Here is an 18795-nt window from a genome sequence, read left to right as displayed (position 1 = left end):
GCCATGACAGCGACGACCGACGGAAGCACCGGGGCACTGCCGCCCCGGGCCCCCTCGGCCAGCGATGCCACCGCTGAGAAGACCGCCACACAAGCGCCCACGCGCACCGCCGTATGGCAGGACACGGTGGACGCCGCCCGGCGCGCGACCGCACGCGCCACCGACTATCTGCTGTCCGTCCAGGACCCCGCCGGCTGGTGGAAGGGCGACCTCGAGACCAACGTCACGATGGACGCCGAAGACCTGCTGCTCCGTCAGTTCCTCGGAATCCAGGACCCCGAGCTCACCGAAGCCGCCGCCCGCCACATCCGCGGGCAACAGGGCGCGGACGGCACCTGGGCCACCTTCTACGGCGGGCCCGGTGAACTCTCCACCACCATCGAGGCCTATGTCGCCCTGCGGCTCGCCGGGGACGCCCCGGACGCACCGCACATGGCCCGGGCCGCCGCATGGGTGCGCGCGGAGGGCGGGATCGCCGCGGCCCGGGTCTTCACCCGCATCTGGCTGGCGCTCTTCGGCTGGTGGAAGTGGGACGACCTGCCCGAACTCCCGCCGGAACTCCTCTACTTCCCCAAGTGGTTCCCGCTCAACATCTATGACTTCGGGTGCTGGGCGCGGCAGACCATCGTGCCGCTGACCATCGTCTCGGCCAAGCGCCCGGTCCGCCCGGCGCCGTTCGCCCTCGACGAGCTGCACACCGATCCGCGCCGCCCCAACCCGCCGCGGCCGCTCGCCCCCGCCACCAGCTGGGACGGGGTGTTCCAGCGCCTCGACAAGGCACTGCACCTCTACCACAAGGTCGCCCTGCGCACGCTGCGCGGCGCCGCGATGCGCTCCGCCGCCCGCTGGATCATCGAACGACAGGAGAACGACGGCTGCTGGGGCGGCATCCAGCCCCCCGCCGTCTACTCCGTCATCGCCCTGCACCTCTGCGGCTACGACCTCGACCACCCCGTGCTGCGCGCCGGTCTGGACTCCCTCGACCGGTTCGCCGTATGGCGCGAGGACGGCGTCCGGATGATCGAGGCCTGCCAGTCCCCGGTCTGGGACACCTGTCTGGCGACCATCGCGCTGGCCGACGCCGGAGTGCCCGCCGACCACCCGCAGCTGGTCAAGGCCGCCGAGTGGATGCTCGCCGAGCAGATCGACCGGCCCGGCGACTGGAGCGTCAAGCGGCCCCAACTCCCTTCCGGGGGCTGGGGTTTCGAGTTCGAGAACGACAACTACCCGGACATCGACGACACCGCGGAGGTGGTGCTGGCGCTGCGCCGGGTCCGGCACCCCGATCCGTCGCGGGTCGAGGCCGCGGTCCGGCGGGCGGTGCGCTGGAACCTCGGGATGCAGTCCAAGAACGGGGCCTGGGGCGCCTTCGACGTCGACAACACCAGCCCGTTTCCCAACCGGCTGCCGTTCTGTGACTTCGGGGAGGTCATCGACCCGCCGTCGGCCGATGTCACCGCCCATGTCGTCGAGATGCTCGCCGACGTCGGCCGCACCCACGACCCGCGCACCCGCCGCGGGATCGCCTGGCTGCTGGCCGAACAGGAACCCGACGGCTCGTGGTTCGGCCGCTGGGGCACCAACTACCTTTACGGCACCGGATCGGTGCTCCCCGCGCTGGCCGCGGCCGGCGTCCCCGCCTCGCACCCCGCGGTCCGCCGGGCCGTGCGCTGGCTGGAGCGGGTGCAGAACGACGACGGCGGCTGGGGCGAGGACCAGCGGTCCTACCAGGACAAGGAGCGGTGGGCGGGGCGCGGAGCCTCGACCGCCTCACAGACCGCCTGGGCGCTGATGGCGCTGCTCGCGGCCGGAGAGCGGGACAGCGAGACGGTACGGCGCGGGGTGCGCTGGCTGACCGCGACCCAGCGCGAGGACGGGTCCTGGGACGAGCCGTACTTCACCGGCACCGGCTTCCCCTGGGACTTCTCCATCAACTATCACCTGTACCGCCAGGTCTTCCCGCTGACGGCCCTGGGCCGCTACCTCAACGGGGGACCGGCCGGCGCGCCGGTGGAGTCCTGATGACGGGCCGGCCCCCGACGGACGCGGAACCGCCGCTGCTGATCGCCTGCGCGCTCGGCATCGAGCGGTTCGCGCTGCGCCGCGGGGGCCGCGGGGGCCGCGGGGGAGCGGCGGGGGAAGCCCACCCGCGCGTGATCACGCTCCGCACCGGTATGGGCCCCCAGGCGGCCGAACGCGCCCTCACCGAAGCGCTGCGTGCAGGGTCGGTCACCGAACGTTCCCCCGTTGTCGCCAGCGGCTTCTGCGCCGGCCTCGCCCCCGGGATGCGCCCCGGGGACGTGGTCGTCGCCGAGGCCACCCGCGGCCACCACGCCGCCGCACCGGAGACGCCCTGCCATGACAACGGCCCGCTGCTCCGGGCTCTGCGGGAGCGCGGTCTGACCGTGCACAGCGGGCTGCTGTGCGGCTCCGACCATGTCGTACGGGGTGCGGAGCGGGCCGAGCTGCACGCCGCCGGTGCGGTCGCGGTGGACATGGAGTCCGCCGCGACCCTCGGTGCCGCCCGGGCCGCCGGCCGCCGTCCGGTTGCGGCCGTCCGGGTGGTCGTGGACGCTCCAGAACATGAACTCGTACGAATCGGCACCGTGCGCGGTGGAATATCGGCCTTCCGAGTGCTGCGCTCCGTACTCCCCGTTTTCCACGAATGGCACCGTTCTTTGCTGCTCCCCTGGAGGTGAGCCAGATGGCCATGCCGCTCCGTCAGTCCATCCGAGTCGGTACCTATCTCTTTGAACAGAAGGTGATCCGGCGGCGGGAGAAGTTCCCGCTCATTGTCGAGCTGGAACCGCTCTTCGCCTGCAATCTCAAATGCGAGGGCTGCGGGAAGATCCAGCATCCGGCGGGTGTGCTCAAGCAGCGGATGCCGGTGGCGCAGGCGGTCGGGGCGGTGCTGGAGTCGGGCGCTCCGATGGTCTCCATCGCCGGTGGCGAGCCCTTGATGCACCCGCAGATCGACGAGATCGTACGGCAGTTGGTGGCAAAGCGGAAATACGTGTTCCTCTGCACCAACGCGATGCTGTTGCGCAAGAAGCTGGAGAAGTTCACCCCCTCGCCGTATTTCGCGTTCGCGGTGCACATCGACGGCATGCGGGAGCGCCACGATGAATCCGTCGCCAAGGAAGGCGTTTTCGACGAGGCGGTGGCGGCGATCAAGGAAGCCAAGCGGCGCGGCTTCCGGGTCACCACCAACTCCACCTTCTTCAACACCGACACCCCGCAGACCATCATCGAGGTCCTCAACTTCCTCAATGACGACCTCCAGGTCGACGAAATGATGCTGTCGCCCGCCTACGCCTACGAGAAGGCCCCCGACCAGGAGCACTTCCTCGGCGTCGAACAGACCCGGGAGCTGTTCAAGAAGGCCTTCGCCGGCGGCAACCGGCGCCGCTGGCGGCTCAACCACAGTCCGCTCTTCCTGGACTTCCTGGAGGGCAAGGCGGACTTCCCGTGCACGGCCTGGGCGATCCCCAACTACTCGCTGTTCGGCTGGCAGCGCCCCTGCTACCTGATGAGCGACGGCTACGTTCCGACGTACCGGGAGCTCATCGACGAGACCGACTGGGACAAGTACGGCCGCGGCAAGGACCCGCGCTGCGCCAACTGCATGGCGCACTGCGGCTACGAACCGACCGCCGTCCTCGCCACCATGGGCTCGCTGAAGGAGTCCCTCCGGGCGGCCAGGGAAGCCGTCGCGGGAAACCGCAGTTGACCCGTCGAGTGAGGGGAGCCCGTCGCCACGGCTCCCCGGTGTACCGGTCCGGTCCGGCTCATCCGCCGTACGACGGGTGAGACGGACCGGGCCGGTCCCGTAAGGAGAAGCAGCCGTGACCGGATTCGACCTGACCAAGCTGCTCGCCGAGCGCGGCGACGAGCGCTACGACCTGCACACCCGCCATCTCAACCACCAACTGCCGCGGATGCTGCACACCATCGGCTTCGACAAGGTCTACGAGCGGGCCGAGGGCGCCTACTTCTGGGACGCCGACGGCCAGGACTACCTGGACATGCTCGCGGGCTTCGGGGTGATGGGCCTCGGGCGCCATCACCCCGTCGTCCGGCAGGCGCTGCACGACGTCCTGGACGCCCAGCTGGCCGATCTCACCCGCTTCGACTGCCAGCCGCTGCCCGGCCTGCTCGCCGAGAAGCTGCTGAGCCACGCGCCCCATCTCGACCGGGTCTTCTTCGGCAACAGCGGCACCGAAGCCGTCGAGACCGCGCTGAAGTTCGCCCGCTACGCCACCGGCCGCCCCCGCGTCCTCTACTGCACCCATGCCTTCCACGGCCTGACCACCGGCTCGCTCTCCGTCAACGGCGAGGACGGCTTCCGGGACGGCTTCGCCCCGCTGCTGCCGGACACCGCCGTGGCGATGGGTGATCTGGCCGCGCTGGAACGGGAGTTGAAGCGCGGCGACGTGGCGGGATTTGTGATCGAGCCCATCCAGGGCAAGGGCGTCCACCCGACCCCGCCGGGATTTCTGCGCGCCGCACAGGAACTGCTGCACCGGCACAAGGCCCTGCTGATCGCCGACGAGGTGCAGACCGGCCTGGGGCGCACCGGTGACTTCTTCGCCTACCAGCACGAGGACGGTGTCGAGCCGGATCTGGTGTGTGTGGCCAAGGCGCTGTCCGGCGGATATGTGCCGGTCGGGGCGACGCTCGGCAAGGACTGGATCTTCAAGAAGGTCTACTCGTCCATGGACCGGGTGCTGGTGCACTCCGCCAGCTTCGGGGCCAACGCCCAGGCGATGGCCGCCGGTCTGGCGGTGCTCGCGGTGCTGGAGGACGAGCAGCTGGTGGCCGGCGCCCGGCGCACCGGCGAACTGCTGCGCTCCCGGCTGACGGAGCTGATCCCCCGCTACGAGCTGCTGCACGAGGTGCGGGGCCGCGGCCTGATGATCGGTATCGAGTTCGGCCGTCCCAAGTCCCTCGGTCTGCGCAGCCGCTGGACGATGCTCCAGACGGCCCGCAAGGGGCTGTTCGCGCAGATGGTCGTGGTGCCGCTGCTCCAGCGGCACCGCATTCTGACCCAGGTCTCCGGTGACCATCTGGAGGTCATTAAGCTGCTTCCGCCGCTGGTCATCGGCGAGCGGGAAGTGGACCGTTTCGTCGAGGCGTTCACGGCCGTCATGGACGACGCCCATGGGGGCGGCGGCCTGATGTGGGACTTCGGGCGGACGCTGGTCAAACAGGCGGTCGCCAACCGCTGACCACGCCGAGGGGGGAGGGCACATGGTGGCCGAGGCGACGGCGCGGGCCGTGAACGACATGACGGCGCGCTGGGCGCGCGCGGCAGTGGGGGAGCGGGACACCGTGCTGACCGCGGCGGGCGTCTGGCCGCTGCTGGCGCTGCTCGCCGGACCGGCCACCTGCCTCGCCCGCAAGGAGCTGGCCGAAGCCCTCGGCACCGGTGCGGAGCACGCCGTACGCGAAGGCCGGGAGCTGCTCGCCGCGCTGACGGCGGCGGACGGCGTCGATGCCGCGGTGGGCCTGTGGGCCCGCCGCACGCTGACCCTGCACCCCGAGTGGCTGGCCGGCCTGCCGCCCGCTGCGCACGGCGAGCTCACCGGGGACCCGGCCGTGGACCAGGGCGCGCTGGACGCCTGGGCACGGCAGCACACCGACGGCCTGATCGAACGGATGCCGGCCCGGCTCGCCCCCGACACCCTGCTCGTCCTCGCCAGTGCGCTGCTGGTGCGCACGACCTGGACGGAGCCGTTCGACGAGTTCCCCGCCCGGCCGTCCGAAGGGCCATGGGCGGGGCGGGAGTTGCGGGTGCTCAGCCGTTTTGGGCCGGAGGTGGAGCAGGTACGGGTGCACGGCACACCGGCCGGTCCACTGACGGACGTGCGGGTCGCGGGCGACAACGGACTCGATGTCCATCTGCTGCTCGGCGGGCCGGAGCTGCCCGGCGGTGAGGTGCTGCACCACGGTGTGGCGGCGCTGGGCGGCGGCTATCCAACGGTGTCCGGTACGGCGCTGACCGACGGCGCCGGTCCGGGGCTGGGGGTGACCTGGGTGCCGAGCTACGACGGCGCCCCGAGTCTCAGCCTCACCACCACACGGTTCACCGTCGGCGCCGACCACGATCTGCTGGAGCGGGCGGACCTCTTCGGGCTCGCCACCGCCGCCGACACCTCCCGTGGCCACTTCCCCGGCATCAGCCACCAGCCGCTCGCGGTGTCGGCCGCCCGGCAGTCGGCGACCGCGACCTTCGGCCCGCTGGGTTTCCGGGCGGCCGCGGTCACGGTCATGCCGGCTGCCGCGGGCTCCGTGCCACCGCCCCCGCCGTACCGGGCCCAGCGGATCTCGGCCCGCTACGACCGGCCCTTCGGCTTCCTCGCGGTGCACCGGGCCTCGGGTCTGGTGCTGGTCGCGGGGTGGGTGGCCACGCCGTGAGCGGGCGCCGACCCGTCAGTCCGTCAGCAGCCGGTCCCGCAGCCGCTCGCGGACGGCGGGCGTCAGCTTCAGACCGTCGGTGAGGTACTTCTCCGTCGAGCCCCAGGTCCGGTGGATCGCGTCATAGGCGGCCGTGAGGTAGTCGGTGTGCGCACCGAACAGCGGTGAGAGCAGCTCCATGACCTCCTGCGACATCCCGACCGCGGAGTTGTCGGAGCGGCGGATCTTGTAGCGGCGGTGGGGGTCGTTGGACTTGAGGTAGTCCGCCTCGATCGCGTCCCGCTCGACCCCGACCGCGAGCAGGGTCACCGCGACGGACAGCCCCGCCCGGTCCTTGCCGGCCGCACAGTGCATCAGCGCCGGAACGCTGTCCTCGGCGAGCGCATGCAGCACCCTGCTGTGGTCTTCGGTGCGGGTGGTGATGATGTGGCGGTACGTCGCGGCCATACGGGCCGCGGCCTTGCCGTCGCCGAGTGCGGAGCGCAGCTGCTCCAGTTCACCGTCGCGCACCATCGCCCAGAATTCCGCACCGTCGGCCGGGTCGGTGAGCGGAATGTTCACATTGCGCACGCCGGGCAGCGTGACATCGGGGCCTTCCAGCTTGATGTCCGAGGAATTGCGGAAATCGAAGATGGTGTGCAGCCCGAGCCCGGCCAGAAAGGCCGCGTCGGACTCGGTCGCATGGGCGAGGTGGCCACTGCGGAACAGCCTGCCCTCCCGTACGCGACGCCCGTCCACGGTCGGCAGGCCGCCCACATCGCGGAAGTTGCGGACCTCCGTGAGCTCGGGCTGGGCCTGTGGGACCTGCGGCGTCTGCTGCGTCACGGGCGCGCTCCTCGGGTTCGGCCGCCGACGCTGCTCGTCGACGAGGCGGGGCACCTCCGACGATACGACATTGATGCAATAGGCAATCAGGTCATTGCGGTGACGTTCCGACGCGCCTTGGAGCGCCCGGGGAGCAAGGCGCGATCGATCATTATTCCGACTTGAGCAGAATTTGACCTGGTGGCATTAATCACCCCTCGTCAACCCCTGGTTACGGTGGCGTAAGTCACTTCTTGAGGTGAAGTATGTCCTGACGTGGCAGACGATTCGAAGTACTTCAGCAACGGCGCCCTTGGCGCCATCGGGTCGTACGCAGCCGTCGGGGACAGCTTCACAGAGGGGGTCGGGGATCCCGGCCCTGACGGGGCGTACATCGGTTGGGCGGACCGGCTCGCGGTCCTGCTCTCGGACCAACAGGCGGAGGGTGACTTCCGCTATGCGAATCTCGCGGTCAGGGGCCGGCTCCTGGACCAGATCGTGGAGGAGCAGGTGCCCCGGGCGAAAACCCTCGCCCCCGCGCTGGTGACGTTCTGCGCCGGCGGCAATGACATCCTGCGGCCGGGCTCGGACCCGGACGCGGTCGCGGAGCGCTATGAGGCGGCGGTCGCCGATCTGCGGGAGGCGGTCGGCACGGTCCTGCTCTGCACCGGCTTCGACACCCGCGGAGTCCCCGTCCTCAAGCATCTGCGCGGCAAGATCGCGACGTATACGGCGCATGTCCGGGCCATCGCGGACCGGCACGACTGCCCGGTCCTGGATCTGTGGTCGCTCAAGTCGGTGCAGGACCGGCGGGCGTGGAGCGATGACCGGCTGCATCTGTCCGCCGACGGGCACACCCGGGTGGCGCTGCGCGCGGCACAGGTGCTCGGGCTGCGGGTGCCTGCCGATCCGGACCAGCCCTGGCCTCCGGAGGCGGAGCGCTCGGCCGCCGACGCGCGGCGGGACAACATCCACTGGGCGCGGGAGCATCTGGTGCCGTGGATCGGACGCCGGCTGCGCGGGGAGTCCTCCGGCGATCATGTCGAGCCCAAGCGGCCCGATCTGCTGCCGCTGTAAGGCGGCCGCGGGCCGGGAAGGGCCCCTGGCATGACTGAGGCCCCGATTCCGCGGATGCGGAGCGGGGCCTCAGCGGGCGAGGGAGGAGTACGGCAGGTCGGCCCAGACGACCCGGCCCTGACCGCTGTCGGTGGGTCGCGACCCCCAGCTCTCGGACAGTGCGCCGACGAGGAACAGCCCCCGTCCGCACTCCTGGTCCACACTGCCGGGCTGGATGTGCGGCGCCGAGTCCTGCGGGCCGCCCTGGTCCGTGATCTCTATGCGTATGTGCGCGCCGAAGAGTGCGAGCTCGCAGCCGACCTTCTCGCTGTCGGTGTGCCGTACCGCGTTGGTGAACAGCTCGGAGACCACCAACTCCACGTCGTCGCGGACTTGTTGATCCGCGCCCCACTCGCACAGCAGCGCACTGACGCGTCTGCGCGCCTCGGGAACGGACGTGCGTCGCGCCGGCAAGTGGAACGCGTCCTGCGGGTACTGGGCGACGAAGCCGCCACAGCGCCCTAACGAGGGAGCGTTGTTGGAGGAAGCCACGCCGTAACTATGTGCGATGTCGGTCACCAATGGCAAGGATCAGTCTGTAATTTGCAGAATCGGAAGTGCAGTCTGTTCGTTGTTGCTGATGGCATGACACACTGCTGACCATTGAAGTCAGTTGGAGGCGATCGAACGTGGCGGACCCACGGTCGGCAGGGGCGCCCACCGTCCTGCGGGTGGTGCTCGGCAAGCGGCTACAGGACCTGCGTGAGAAAGCGGGCCTCTCCTTCGAGCAGGCCGCCGCGGCCCTCGATGTGACCCACGCCACCATACGGCGGATGGAGAAGGCCGAGGTCGGACTCAAGCTCCCCTATGTCGAGAAGCTGCTGGCGACCTACGGCGTCACCGACGAGGAGGAGATCGAGGGCTTTGTCTCCCTCGCCCGCGAGGCCAACAAGCCCGGCTGGTGGCACCGGTTCCGCGATGTCCTGCCCGAGTGGTTCAGCGCGTTCGTCAGCCTGGAGAGCGAAGCCAACCTCATCCGGGCCTACCAACCGCACTACATCCCGGGGCTGTTGCAGACCGAGGACTATGCCGCCGCCGTCCTGAAGGCCGGGATGCCGCATGCCTCCGCGAAGGACATCGACCGTATCGTCGCGCTGCGCATGGAGCGCCAGTCCCTGCTGACCCGTGACCACGCCCCGATGCTGTGGGTGGTCATGGACGAGACCGTGCTGCGGCGCCCGATCGGTGGGCCGAAGGTGATGCGTGACCAGGTCACCCGGCTCATGGAAGCCACCGTGCTGCCGAACGTCCGGCTCCAGATCATGCCCTTCGCCGCGGGCCCGCACCCCGCCATGTACGGCCCGTTTCACATCTTCCGCTTCCCGATCCCGGAACTCCCGGACATCGCGTATGCGGAAAGTCTCGTCGGAGCCGTGTACTTCGACCAGCGCAACGACGTCTCGCAGTTCCTGGAGGCCCTCGACCGGATGTGTGCGCAGGCCGCGCCGGCACACCACACCGAGGCCATTCTGGGTGGCTTTCGCAAGGAGATCTGAACCATGGATCGCATACGCATCTACAACGGCATGCCCGCCAAAGAACTGGGCACAGAGGGCTGGCACAAGCCGTGGAGCGGCGGAAACGGGGGCGAGTGCGTCGAAGCCATGCGGCTGGGGGACGGCCGGATAGCGCTGCGTCAGTCGACCGACCCGGACGGCCCGGCCCTGATCTACACCCACCACGAAATGGTGAGCTTCATCGAGGGGGCAAAGGCCGGCCACGCCGACTTCCTGCTCGCGGCGGTGCCGGGCCGGCGCACCGAACGGCGGACGGCATGAGCGAGCAGGGCATGTCGCAGGGGGCGCCGGACGGTGAGCTCCCGGAGATGGGGCCGTACGTCCAGGGGCCGGAGCACTCGGGCTTCTCGGCCGCGGAGATCGACACCAGCCGGCCGCACCCCGCCCGGATGTACGACTACTACCTCGGGGGCTGGGACAACTACGAGGTCGACCGGGTGGCCGCGGAGCGGGTCATCGAGGTCCACCCCCAGGTACGGCTCAGCGCCCGCGCCAACCGCGCGTTCCTGCGGCGGGCGGTGCGCGAGCTGGTCGCCGGCGGCATCCGCCAGATCATCGACATCGGCACCGGCATCCCCACCTCGCCCAACACCCATGAGGTGGCCCGCGAGACCGCCCCCGACACCCGCGTGGTGTACGTCGACAACGACCCGATCGTCGCCACCCACGCCGGGGCCCGGCTGACCAACGCCCACGGCACCGGATTCGTGCTCGGCGATGTCCGCGACCCCAAGGCGCTGCTGGACCACCCCACCGTCCGGGAGCTGATCGACTTCGACCGGCCGGTGGCGCTGCTGCTGGTGGCCGTCATGCACTTCATCCGGGACGACGAGGACCCCGCCGCGCTCATCGCCACCCTCGCCGAGGCGCTCCCCGCGGGCAGCCATCTCGTCCTGACCCATGCGACCGGTGAGCCCTATGAGGACTACGCGGCGGGCCGCACGGACGAGCGGGCACGCGACGGTGTGGTGAACGTCTACAAGAGCGCCACCGCCACCCTCAATCTGCGGTCGAAGGCCGAGGTCGAGCCGCTCTTCGGGCCGTTCGCCCTGCTGGAGCCGGGTGTCGTACGGGTGCCGCTGTGGCGGCCGGAGGGCCCGGTGCCCGGCGCGAAGGAACTCAACGACACCATTTTCTACGGCGGAGTGGGCCGCACGAGCTGACCGGCCGGGGTGCCCGGCCGGTCCGTGCTCCGTCGCCCCGGCTACGCCCCCGTGGGCGACACCTGGGCATCCGGCGGGCCCGGGATCCGGTGCCCGTCACCGCCCGGCGCCGCCGTGACCGGGGCCGTCGTCTTGCCGCGGAGGGCCGCGTGCAGCTCCTCCCGCCCGACGAGGGCGGTGTGGGTGCCCCGGGAGGTACAGGCGTACGCCCCCGCGACGGCGCCCAGGCGGGCACACTCCTCCAGGCTCCGGCCCGCGAGCCTGCCGTAGAGGAAACCGCTGGTGAAGGCGTCGCCCGCGCCATTGCTGTCCACGACGGGGCCGGGCGGGACCGCGGCCGGCACCGGGCGTGGGGTGCGGTCGTCGGCGCTGAGGAGGTAGGCGCCGCCCGCACCGGCCGTGGCGATCACCGCCTCGGCGCGTCCCTCGTGCAGAATCTCCCGCATCACGGCCGCGATCCGTTCACCCGCCCCCGCCGTACTGAGGAACACCAGGTCGGAGCGGAGGGCGAACTCCCGGTGATGGTCCGTCAGCCCGTCCCAGTCCTGGAGATCGGTGGAGACGGGGAGGCCCAGCTCCTCGATGTCGTCATACAGGAAACGGGCGAAGTTCATGATCGACAGATGGACGTGGCGGGCGCGGCGCAGCGGGGGCAGATAGTGCTCCGGCGGCATCCGCAGCTCGGCCGGGTCACGGGCGTCGTAGAACGACATCCGACGGCCGTCGGGGGCGACGAGGTTGACCGCGCGCCGGGTGCCGTGCGGAGAGATCAGCGGCCGGAAGTCGACGCCGCTGCCGGCCATCCGCTCGCGGACCAGTGTGCCCGGATGGTCGTCGCCGATGAAGTCCACGAACCCGGTGGTGAGCCCGAGCGCCGCGCAGCCGAGCGCGACGCCGGTACCGGTGTGCCCCGCCCCTTCGTACAGCGGCGGGACCGCGTACGAATCGGCGAGCGGCACCGGCAGAGCGCCGACCGACACGACGGTGTCCACGCCCGACCCGCCGACGACGAGGACGTCATAGGCGTCATACGGCTCAGAAACCTGCTGGAATGTCACAAGCGTCCCTGAATCCCTTGCTGGTGAGACGAATCCCTTGCTGGTGAGACCGTTTGCGGATGAGGTGCATCCGCTGCCGGGAGTCTAGACGCAGGCTCGTCCCATGACGGGATGTCAGGGAATCCGGTGACACGAGGGAGGAAGGGGCGCACGAGTAGCCGGGCCGGTGATCAGTGGCCAAAGGTGAACGGGCGACGGCGGAGCACCGCGAGAGCGGCCGGGACCCACGCCGACACCGTGAATCGGTTGGCGGAAAGGGCCGTTGACACCGCCGCCGAGCGCACTGAAGTGTGGGCCCGACAGTGATCAGTTTCCGCGGACGGTGCGCAGATGCCGGTCAGGTCAAGGAGACCGGGGACGGGAACGAGCGGGCCGTACGGCGGCCGGACCACGCCGTCGGGGGAGCGAGGCAACGGTGACAGAGCACTCCAATGGCGGGCGCACCGCGATCGTGGTCGGCGGCGGGCTCGCCGGGATGCTGGCCGTCACCGCACTGCTCGGACAGGTCGAGACGGTCACTGTCGTCGAGCGGGACCGCTATCCGGAGGGGCGCGGCTTCCGCAAGGGCGTTCCGCAGGCCCGCCATCTGCACGTTCTCCTCAGCGGCGGCCGGCACGCCCTGGAGGAGCTGCTGCCCGGCACGGTCGCCGCGCTCGGCGAGGCGGGCGCCCGCGGCCTGTATCTGTCCCGCGATCTGCTCACCCGCACCCCCACCGGCTGGCAGCGCCGCTTCGACGAGCGCCGGCATCTCACCCTCAGCGTCACCCGGCCGGTACTGGACGCGGTCGTACGGGAGCGGGTGCTGGGCGCGGCCGCCGGCTCGGCCACCCGGGTCGAGGTCCTGGAGGCGACCGAGGTCACCGGGCTGACCGGGGACGCGAGCCGGGTGACCGGGGTCCGGGTGCGGCCCCGGGACGGGGCGCCGGGCGCGCGGTCCGAGCGGGAGCTGCCGGCCGTGCTCGTCGTGGACGCCTCGGGCCGCGGCTCCCGCACCCCGCAGTGGCTCGCCGCGCTGGGCCGGACCGTGCCGCACGAGGAGACCGTGGACGCGGGGATCGCCTACGCCACCCGGATGTACCGCCCCAAGGACCCGGCCACGGCACCGGACGCGGGCATCAACGTCCCGGGCTGGCCCGAGTGCCCGCGCGGCGCGGTGTATGTCCCGGTGGAGGACGGCAAGTGGCTGCTGACGATGTCCGGTGTGCGCGGGCACCATCCGCCCACGGACGCCGCGGAGTTCACCGCCTTCAGCGCCACCATCGGTGACCCGTACATCCATGAACTGCTCGACCGGGCCGAGCCGCTGTCGCCGGTGCACGGCTTCCGCGACACCCGCAACCGCCGCCGGCACTTCGAGCGGCCCGGTGCCCTCCCCGACGGCCTGCTCGTCCTCGGGGACGCCGCGTGCACCTTCAACCCCGTGTACGGGCAGGGCATGTCGGTCGCCGCCCTCGGTGCGCTGGCCGTGCGCCGCACGCTCACGGACGGCGGTGGGCTGCGATACGGGATCACCGCCGAGGCGCAGCGGGCGGTGGCCCGCGCCGCGGAGCCCGCCTGGCTCGCCGCGGTCGGCGCGGACCGCCCGTACGCGAGCACCGGCGACACCAAGGCGGGCCTCGGGGAGCGGCTCTCCACCTGGTACCTCGACCGGCTGTTCGCCCGCGCCGCCATCGACCCGGTCGTCGGCGCGGCCTTCCGGGACGTCTTCAACCTCACCGCGCCGCCGACGCGTCTGGTCGCCCCGCGGATCTTCCTGCGCACCGTCTTCCTGCCCCGCCGCCCCGGGCTGCCCGGCCCGCCCGCGGCCATCGAGGCGGTCTGATCCGCTGACGGGCCCGGGGGGAAGCGGGGTGCGGCCGCCTGAGGGGGCCGTGGGAGGGTGCGGGGCGGATTCGGGGGTGTGGGGGGAAGAGGGGCGGCGGCCGCAGGGGCTCTCGCCCGTCCGCCGCTCCTTCACCCCGGCTCGCCCCCGTGACCTCGGCCCCCGCCCCGTCACCGCAATGGACGCGTCCCGGTGGCCGCGCCGAAAGACCTCCCCGGCAGGCCGGGAGAGGTCACACCGCCCGCCAGGAATGCGACGGCCGGTCGCGCGGTTTCTCTCTGCGGGTGATGGTGTTGAGTCCGGGTGTCGTGGTGCGGAAACCGTACGACGGTGCCGAGTGGCGCGGTGTGCCGGAACCCACCGCTCATGCGGCCCGTTCACTTCGCGACCGCCCTGACCATGGAGGTGCCGTGACCGGTTCCCGACCCCGCCGCACTCGACTTTCCGCGCTGCGGCCCGCGAGCTTCGGAATCGCACCCACCGGGGAGCGGCTGGCCAGGATGCGCAGGTCGCCCCAGTTCGTGGACGGTCAGTTCCGCAATCCCGTGCCGACCAGGCAGCTGCTGCACGGCTCCGCGCTGCCGATGGCGCGCACCCAGCTGAGCCGGGAGGGCCGGCTGCGCCGGGCGCCGGTCGGCCGGATTCCGGTGTACCGTCCGACCGCCGCGGACTGGGGCCAACCGCCCGCTTCCGGGCTGCGGCTCACCTGGATGGGCCATTCGAGCGTGCTGGCCGAGATAGACGGGCAGCGGGTGCTCTTCGACCCGGTCTGGGGCGAGCGCTGTTCGCCGTTCACCTGGGCCGGCCCCCAGCGGCTGCACCCGGTGCCCCTCGCACTGGACGAGCTGGACCCGGTCGATGCCGTGGTGATCTCGCACGACCACTACGACCATCTCGACATGACGACGGTCCAGGGCCTGGCCGGCACCGGCGCCGCCTTCGTCGTGCCCCTCGGCATCGGCGCCGACCTGGAATTCTGGGGGGTGCCCGCGGAGCGGATCACCGAGCTCGACTGGCACGAGTCCACCCGCGTCGGCGGCCTGACCCTCACGGCCACCCCCGCCCAGCACTTCTGCGGCCGCGGGCTGCGCGGCCCGCAGCACACCCTGTGGGCCTCCTGGGTGGTCGCGGGCCCCGAGCACCGGATCTACCACAGCGGCGACACCGGCTACTTCTCCGGCTTCGCGGAGATCGGCGCGGCGCACGGCCCGTTCGACGCCACGATGATCCAGATCGGCGCCTACAGCGATTTCTGGCCGGACATTCATATGACGCCCGAAGAGGGCGTCCGGTCCCACCTCGACCTCCAGGGCGGCGAGCCGCGCGGGGTGCTGCTGCCGATCCATTGGGGCACGTTCAACCTCGCCCCGCACCCCTGGGCGGAGCCTGCCGAACGGACACTGGCCGCCGGCCGGAAGTCCGGGGTCGACACGGCCCACCCCAGACCCGGCGAGCCCTTCGAGCCAGACGCCCCGGCCGCCGTCTATCCGTGGTGGCGGGCGATCGCGGTGCCGCCCGTCCATGGCTGGCCGACCTGGCCGTCGGCGGTGTCCCCGACCGACGTGGGCCTCGCCGCGGACCATTGAGCCCGCACCGGAGGCCGGTCGCGACGGCGAACTCCGGGTACGTGGCCGGGTGCAGGCGGGGGAGCGGACCCCACGGACGTTGACGCCGGGGGACTCGCCGAGCCGGAGACAACCCGCTCGCCGTGACCGGCCCGGGAGGTAATCCGCCTGCCGTGCCCGGCCCGGCGACAATCCCCTTGCCGTGCCCCGCCCCGGCGACAATCCCCTTGCCGCGCCCGCCACATGGCGATGAGGATGACGCCATGCCTGCCTTCGCCGCTCCGGACGGGACCCCACTCGCCTATCACGTCGTGGGCGAGGGCGAGCCGCTGCTCTGTCTGCCCGGTGGACCCATGCGGGCCTCCGGCTACCTCGGCGATCTCGGCGGGCTGTCCGAGCGGCGCCGGTTGATCAAGCTGGATCTGCGCGGCACCGGCGACTCCGGCCGCCCCGCCGACCCGGCCACCTACCGCTGCGACCGGCAGGTCGCCGATGTCGAGGCCCTCCGTGTGCACCTCGGGCTGGACCGGGTCGACCTCCTCGCGCACTCGGCGGCCGGCGATCTCGCGCTCCTCTACGCGGCCCGCCACCCGCAGCGCATCCGTACCCTCACCCTGGTCACCGCGCGCGCCCGCGCCCTCGGCGTCGACTTCACCGAGGCACACCGCCGGGAGGCGGCGGCCCTGCGCACCGCCGAGCCCTGGTTCGGCGCCGCGTACGACGCCTATGAACGGGTCTGGGCCGGTTCCGCGACCGACGCCGACTGGGACGCCATCGTCCCCTTCTTCTACGGCCGTTGGGACGCGGCCGCGCAGGCGCATGCCGCGTCCGAGGTGGCACAGACCCACGAAGAGGCCGCGGAGAGCTACGCGTCCGGTGGCGCCTTCGCCCCCGACGAGGCCCGCGCCGCCGTTGCGGGCATGGACGCACGGGTCCTGCTGCTGGCCGGTGAACTGGACAGCGGCCCGCTTCCCCGTATCGCGGCGGACATCGCGCAGCTGATCCCCCGGGCCGAACTGGTCGTCCAGCCGGGCGCCGGTCACTACCCCTGGCTCGACGACCCCCGTCGCTTCACCCGGACCGTCGCCACGTTCCTCGGCCAGGAGTCTGCCGGGCTCGCCGTCTGACGCTCAATCGGCGTCCTGCCCCGAGGCGCGGGCGGTGCGCCGGGCAGGTGGCTGCCAGCCGCCTTCCAGCAGGTCGAAGGCGGCGTCGACGGCCGCGCGGGGATCGTCCTGGCCGCGGGCGAGGACGAGCGCTTCGAGGGCGAAGTGCGCGAGTGCGGCGCAGGCCGGGTCGTCCTCGGGGGCGCCGGTGTCGGTGGCGATGGCCTGCGCGAGGGCGGTTTCATGCCGCATCCACATGCGGTGGCCGTAGTCGCGGAGTGCCGGTGTGCTCATGACGAGCTGTCGGAACCGGGCGAACGCGGGGTCGGTAGCGGTCCCGAGATGGCAGCGCAGGATGTGGTCACGCAAAGCGGCGGGAACGGAACGGCCGTCGGGGCGGTCGCGGACGGCCGCGACAAGGGCGGCCTCATGATCGCTGTCCGCGTCGAAGACCAGGGCTTCCTTACCGGGGAAGTGCTTGAAGAGCGTCGTGGTGGAGACATCGGCGGCTTCGGCGATGTCCTTGATGCTGACCTGGTCATAGCCGCGTTCGAGGAACAGCCGCAGTGCCGCGTCGGCCAGCGCCTGGCGGGTGGCTGCCTTCTTGCGCTCGCGGCGGCCGAGGGGCTGTGTCGTCTCACTCACGGCTTCACCCTACCCTCTGGTTGCCCGATTGAAAAAGTTGACTCGTTGCACTTTTTGAATCGGTGTGCTCTTCTGGGTGAGCCGGGAGTGCCGGCCGGGCCCCGACCGGGCTCCGGAGCCGCCGCACCGGTGAACCGAGCGTTGCCATCGCCCCGTTGACGTCCGAGACCGGTCCGACGGTCCGGCGTGTACCCGCTCATCCCACCCGACCGCACCCAGCGGAGGAATCACCCATGCCCACCACCCCCGCCCCCGCCCCGCGGATCGCCGTCATCGGCGCCGGGCCCGGCGGTCTGACCTGCGCCCGCGTCCTCCAGCGCCACGGCATCGACGTCACCGTCTACGACCGGGACGCCTCCGCGGACGCCCGCAACCAGGGCGGCACCCTGGACCTGCACGCGGACTCCGGACAGATCGCCCTGCGGGAAGCCGGACTGCTCGCCGACTTCCACGCCCTGGCCCGTCCCGAGGGGCAGGCCCAGCGCATGCTCACCCGCCATGGCGAGGTGCTCGTCGACTACCGCCCCACCAGCGACGAGGACGCCGCCCCCGAGATCGACCGCGGGCAACTCCGTACCCTGGTGGCGGACTCCCTCGCACCCGGCACCATCCAGTGGGGCCACACCCTCATCTCCGCCACCCCGGGCCCGGCCGGCACCCACCGCCTCACCTTCGACCACGGCGTCACCAGGGACGTCGACCTCGTCATCGGCGCGGACGGCGCCTGGTCCCGGGTGCGGCCGCTGGTCAGCGACGCCACGCCCGTCTACACCGGCGTGACCTTCCTGGAGGCCCGCTACGACGAGGTCGACACCGCGCACCCCGCCGTCGCCGAACTCGTCGGCGACGGGAACGTCTTCGCCACCGGCGACCACAAGGGCCTGATCGGCCAGCGCAACAGCAACCAGCACGTCCGCGCCTACATCGCCCTCCGTGACGACGCGGACTGGTACCGCGCCGCCGGCATCGACCCGGACGACACCGAGGCCGTGCGCGCCGCGCTGCTCCGGGCCTTCGCCGGCTGGGACGAGCGGCTTCTCGTCCTGATCACCGACAACGACGGCCCGTACGTCAACCGGCCGCTGTTCGTCCTCCCGGCCCCGCACACCTGGCCCCACACCCCGGGCGTCACCCTGCTCGGGGACGCCGCCCACCTGATGGCTCCCCTGGGTGGCTACGGCGCCAACTTCGCCATGCTCGACGGGTGCGAACTCGCGCTGGCCCTCGCCCGCCATGACACCCCCGACGAGGCCGTCACCGTCTACGAACGGACCATGATGGCGCGCGCCACCGCGGTCGGTGACGGCGCCGAGGCCCTGGCGCGCGTCTTCGGGCCGGGGGACCGCGACCGCTCCGACGTCCCCGACTTCGCCGAGGCCAAGGAGCGGTACCGGCAGGGAGCCGCCGCGTACCGCAGCCGGTGAGCGGGCGTGGATCAGCCGCCACGGTCCTGAGGCACCGGGCGGGCGCGCATGCCCCGGTGGCCGATCCGGCGCGGGGCGAGGAGCCTGCCGACTCCTGGAGCGACGGCGATCGGCCCCCTGCCCGAACCGATGTCCCCGGCGCGCGTCGCACCCCCGAG

Annotated in this window: 17 protein-coding genes; 13 read left to right on the top strand and 4 right to left on the bottom strand. The window is 71.8% G+C overall.

Going from position 1 to position 18795, the window contains the following annotated elements:
- The first annotated feature begins 3 nt into the window (after nucleotides 1–3).
- The 5 genes from shc to TU31_RS31625 all read left to right on the top strand — a co-directional run bounded on the left by shc (nucleotide 4) and on the right by TU31_RS31625 (nucleotide 6417).
- Nucleotides 4–2022: a squalene--hopene cyclase gene (gene shc / locus TU31_RS31645; protein ID WP_042160990.1), complete on the top strand. Its 2019-nt coding sequence runs from the start codon at nucleotides 4–6 to the stop codon at nucleotides 2020–2022.
- Nucleotides 2022–2699 carry a phosphorylase family protein gene (locus TU31_RS31640; RefSeq protein ID WP_042160989.1) on the top strand — a complete coding sequence of 226 codons (678 nt, stop codon included), beginning with the start codon at nucleotides 2022–2024 and terminating at the stop codon, nucleotides 2697–2699. The genes shc and TU31_RS31640 overlap by 1 nt, the downstream gene beginning before the upstream one ends.
- Before the next feature lie 5 nt (nucleotides 2700–2704).
- Nucleotides 2705–3730: an adenosyl-hopene transferase HpnH gene (gene hpnH / locus TU31_RS31635; RefSeq protein ID WP_042160988.1), complete on the top strand. Its 1026-nt coding sequence runs from the start codon at nucleotides 2705–2707 to the stop codon at nucleotides 3728–3730.
- A gap of 115 nt (nucleotides 3731–3845) precedes the next feature.
- Nucleotides 3846–5228 (top strand): aspartate aminotransferase family protein, encoded by a 1383-nt coding sequence (locus TU31_RS31630; RefSeq protein WP_042160987.1) that lies wholly within the window; start codon nucleotides 3846–3848, stop codon nucleotides 5226–5228.
- 22 nt (nucleotides 5229–5250) lie between these two features.
- Nucleotides 5251–6417: a serpin family protein gene (locus TU31_RS31625; RefSeq protein WP_042160986.1), complete on the top strand. Its 1167-nt coding sequence runs from the start codon at nucleotides 5251–5253 to the stop codon at nucleotides 6415–6417.
- Nucleotides 6418–6432: 15 nt separating this feature from the next.
- On the opposite strand, the gene TU31_RS31620 is transcribed toward TU31_RS31625, so the two are convergent.
- A complete protein-coding gene (locus TU31_RS31620) occupies nucleotides 6433–7242 on the bottom strand; it encodes a tyrosine-protein phosphatase (RefSeq protein WP_042160984.1) in 810 nt (269 codons plus the stop codon).
- Nucleotides 7243–7497: 255 nt separating this feature from the next.
- Between TU31_RS31620 and TU31_RS31615 the strand changes: the two genes are divergently transcribed.
- Nucleotides 7498–8298 (top strand): SGNH/GDSL hydrolase family protein, encoded by an 801-nt coding sequence (locus TU31_RS31615; protein ID WP_042160982.1) that lies wholly within the window; start codon nucleotides 7498–7500, stop codon nucleotides 8296–8298.
- 69 nt (nucleotides 8299–8367) lie between these two features.
- Here TU31_RS31615 and TU31_RS31610 read toward each other — a convergent pair whose 3' ends face one another.
- Entirely contained in the window at nucleotides 8368–8829 is a 462-nt protein-coding gene (locus TU31_RS31610; RefSeq protein WP_245698927.1) for an ATP-binding protein, read from the bottom strand.
- Nucleotides 8830–8966: 137 nt separating this feature from the next.
- On the opposite strand from TU31_RS31610, the gene TU31_RS31605 reads away from it, so the two are divergent.
- From TU31_RS31605 to TU31_RS31595, 3 genes are read left to right on the top strand one after another with little or no spacing between them, the layout of a single operon-like run.
- On the top strand, nucleotides 8967–9833 hold the full coding sequence (locus tag TU31_RS31605) for a Sco1979 family transcriptional regulator (protein ID WP_042160979.1): 867 nt from the start codon (nucleotides 8967–8969) through the stop codon (nucleotides 9831–9833).
- Between the two features lie 3 nt (nucleotides 9834–9836).
- Nucleotides 9837–10115, top strand: coding sequence for a DUF397 domain-containing protein (locus TU31_RS31600; RefSeq protein WP_042160976.1), 279 nt, complete (start codon nucleotides 9837–9839; stop codon nucleotides 10113–10115).
- Entirely contained in the window at nucleotides 10112–11017 is a 906-nt protein-coding gene (locus tag TU31_RS31595) for an SAM-dependent methyltransferase (RefSeq protein ID WP_181018710.1), read from the top strand. The genes TU31_RS31600 and TU31_RS31595 overlap by 4 nt, the downstream gene beginning before the upstream one ends.
- A gap of 41 nt (nucleotides 11018–11058) precedes the next feature.
- Here the strand turns inward: TU31_RS31595 and TU31_RS31590 are convergent, their stop codons facing one another.
- Nucleotides 11059–12075: a carbohydrate kinase family protein gene (locus tag TU31_RS31590; protein ID WP_042160974.1), complete on the bottom strand. Its 1017-nt coding sequence runs from the start codon at nucleotides 12073–12075 to the stop codon at nucleotides 11059–11061.
- 415 nt (nucleotides 12076–12490) lie between these two features.
- On the opposite strand from TU31_RS31590, the gene TU31_RS31585 reads away from it, so the two are divergent.
- The 3 genes from TU31_RS31585 to TU31_RS31575 all read left to right on the top strand — a co-directional run bounded on the left by TU31_RS31585 (nucleotide 12491) and on the right by TU31_RS31575 (nucleotide 16589).
- Nucleotides 12491–13897 carry an NAD(P)/FAD-dependent oxidoreductase gene (locus TU31_RS31585; protein ID WP_107070792.1) on the top strand — a complete coding sequence of 469 codons (1407 nt, stop codon included), beginning with the start codon at nucleotides 12491–12493 and terminating at the stop codon, nucleotides 13895–13897.
- A 410-nt stretch (nucleotides 13898–14307) separates the two neighbouring features.
- On the top strand, nucleotides 14308–15483 hold the full coding sequence (locus TU31_RS31580; RefSeq protein WP_042160972.1) for an MBL fold metallo-hydrolase: 1176 nt from the start codon (nucleotides 14308–14310) through the stop codon (nucleotides 15481–15483).
- A 242-nt stretch (nucleotides 15484–15725) separates the two neighbouring features.
- Nucleotides 15726–16589, top strand: a complete 864-nt coding sequence (locus TU31_RS31575) for an alpha/beta fold hydrolase (RefSeq protein WP_042160970.1) — start codon at nucleotides 15726–15728, stop codon at nucleotides 16587–16589.
- 3 nt (nucleotides 16590–16592) lie between these two features.
- Here the strand turns inward: TU31_RS31575 and TU31_RS31570 are convergent, their stop codons facing one another.
- Nucleotides 16593–17213: a TetR/AcrR family transcriptional regulator gene (locus TU31_RS31570; RefSeq protein WP_042160968.1), complete on the bottom strand. Its 621-nt coding sequence runs from the start codon at nucleotides 17211–17213 to the stop codon at nucleotides 16593–16595.
- A gap of 233 nt (nucleotides 17214–17446) precedes the next feature.
- On the opposite strand from TU31_RS31570, the gene TU31_RS31565 reads away from it, so the two are divergent.
- Nucleotides 17447–18637 (top strand): FAD-dependent oxidoreductase, encoded by a 1191-nt coding sequence (locus TU31_RS31565; RefSeq protein WP_042160965.1) that lies wholly within the window; start codon nucleotides 17447–17449, stop codon nucleotides 18635–18637.
- Nucleotides 18638–18795 lie beyond the last annotated feature (158 nt).

Origin of the sequence: Streptomyces lydicamycinicus (assembly GCF_000829715.2) — a bacterium.
GTDB classification, from domain to species: Bacteria; Actinomycetota; Actinomycetes; order Streptomycetales; family Streptomycetaceae; genus Streptomyces; species Streptomyces lydicamycinicus.
This window is presented reverse-complemented; position numbering and strand designations above follow the sequence as displayed.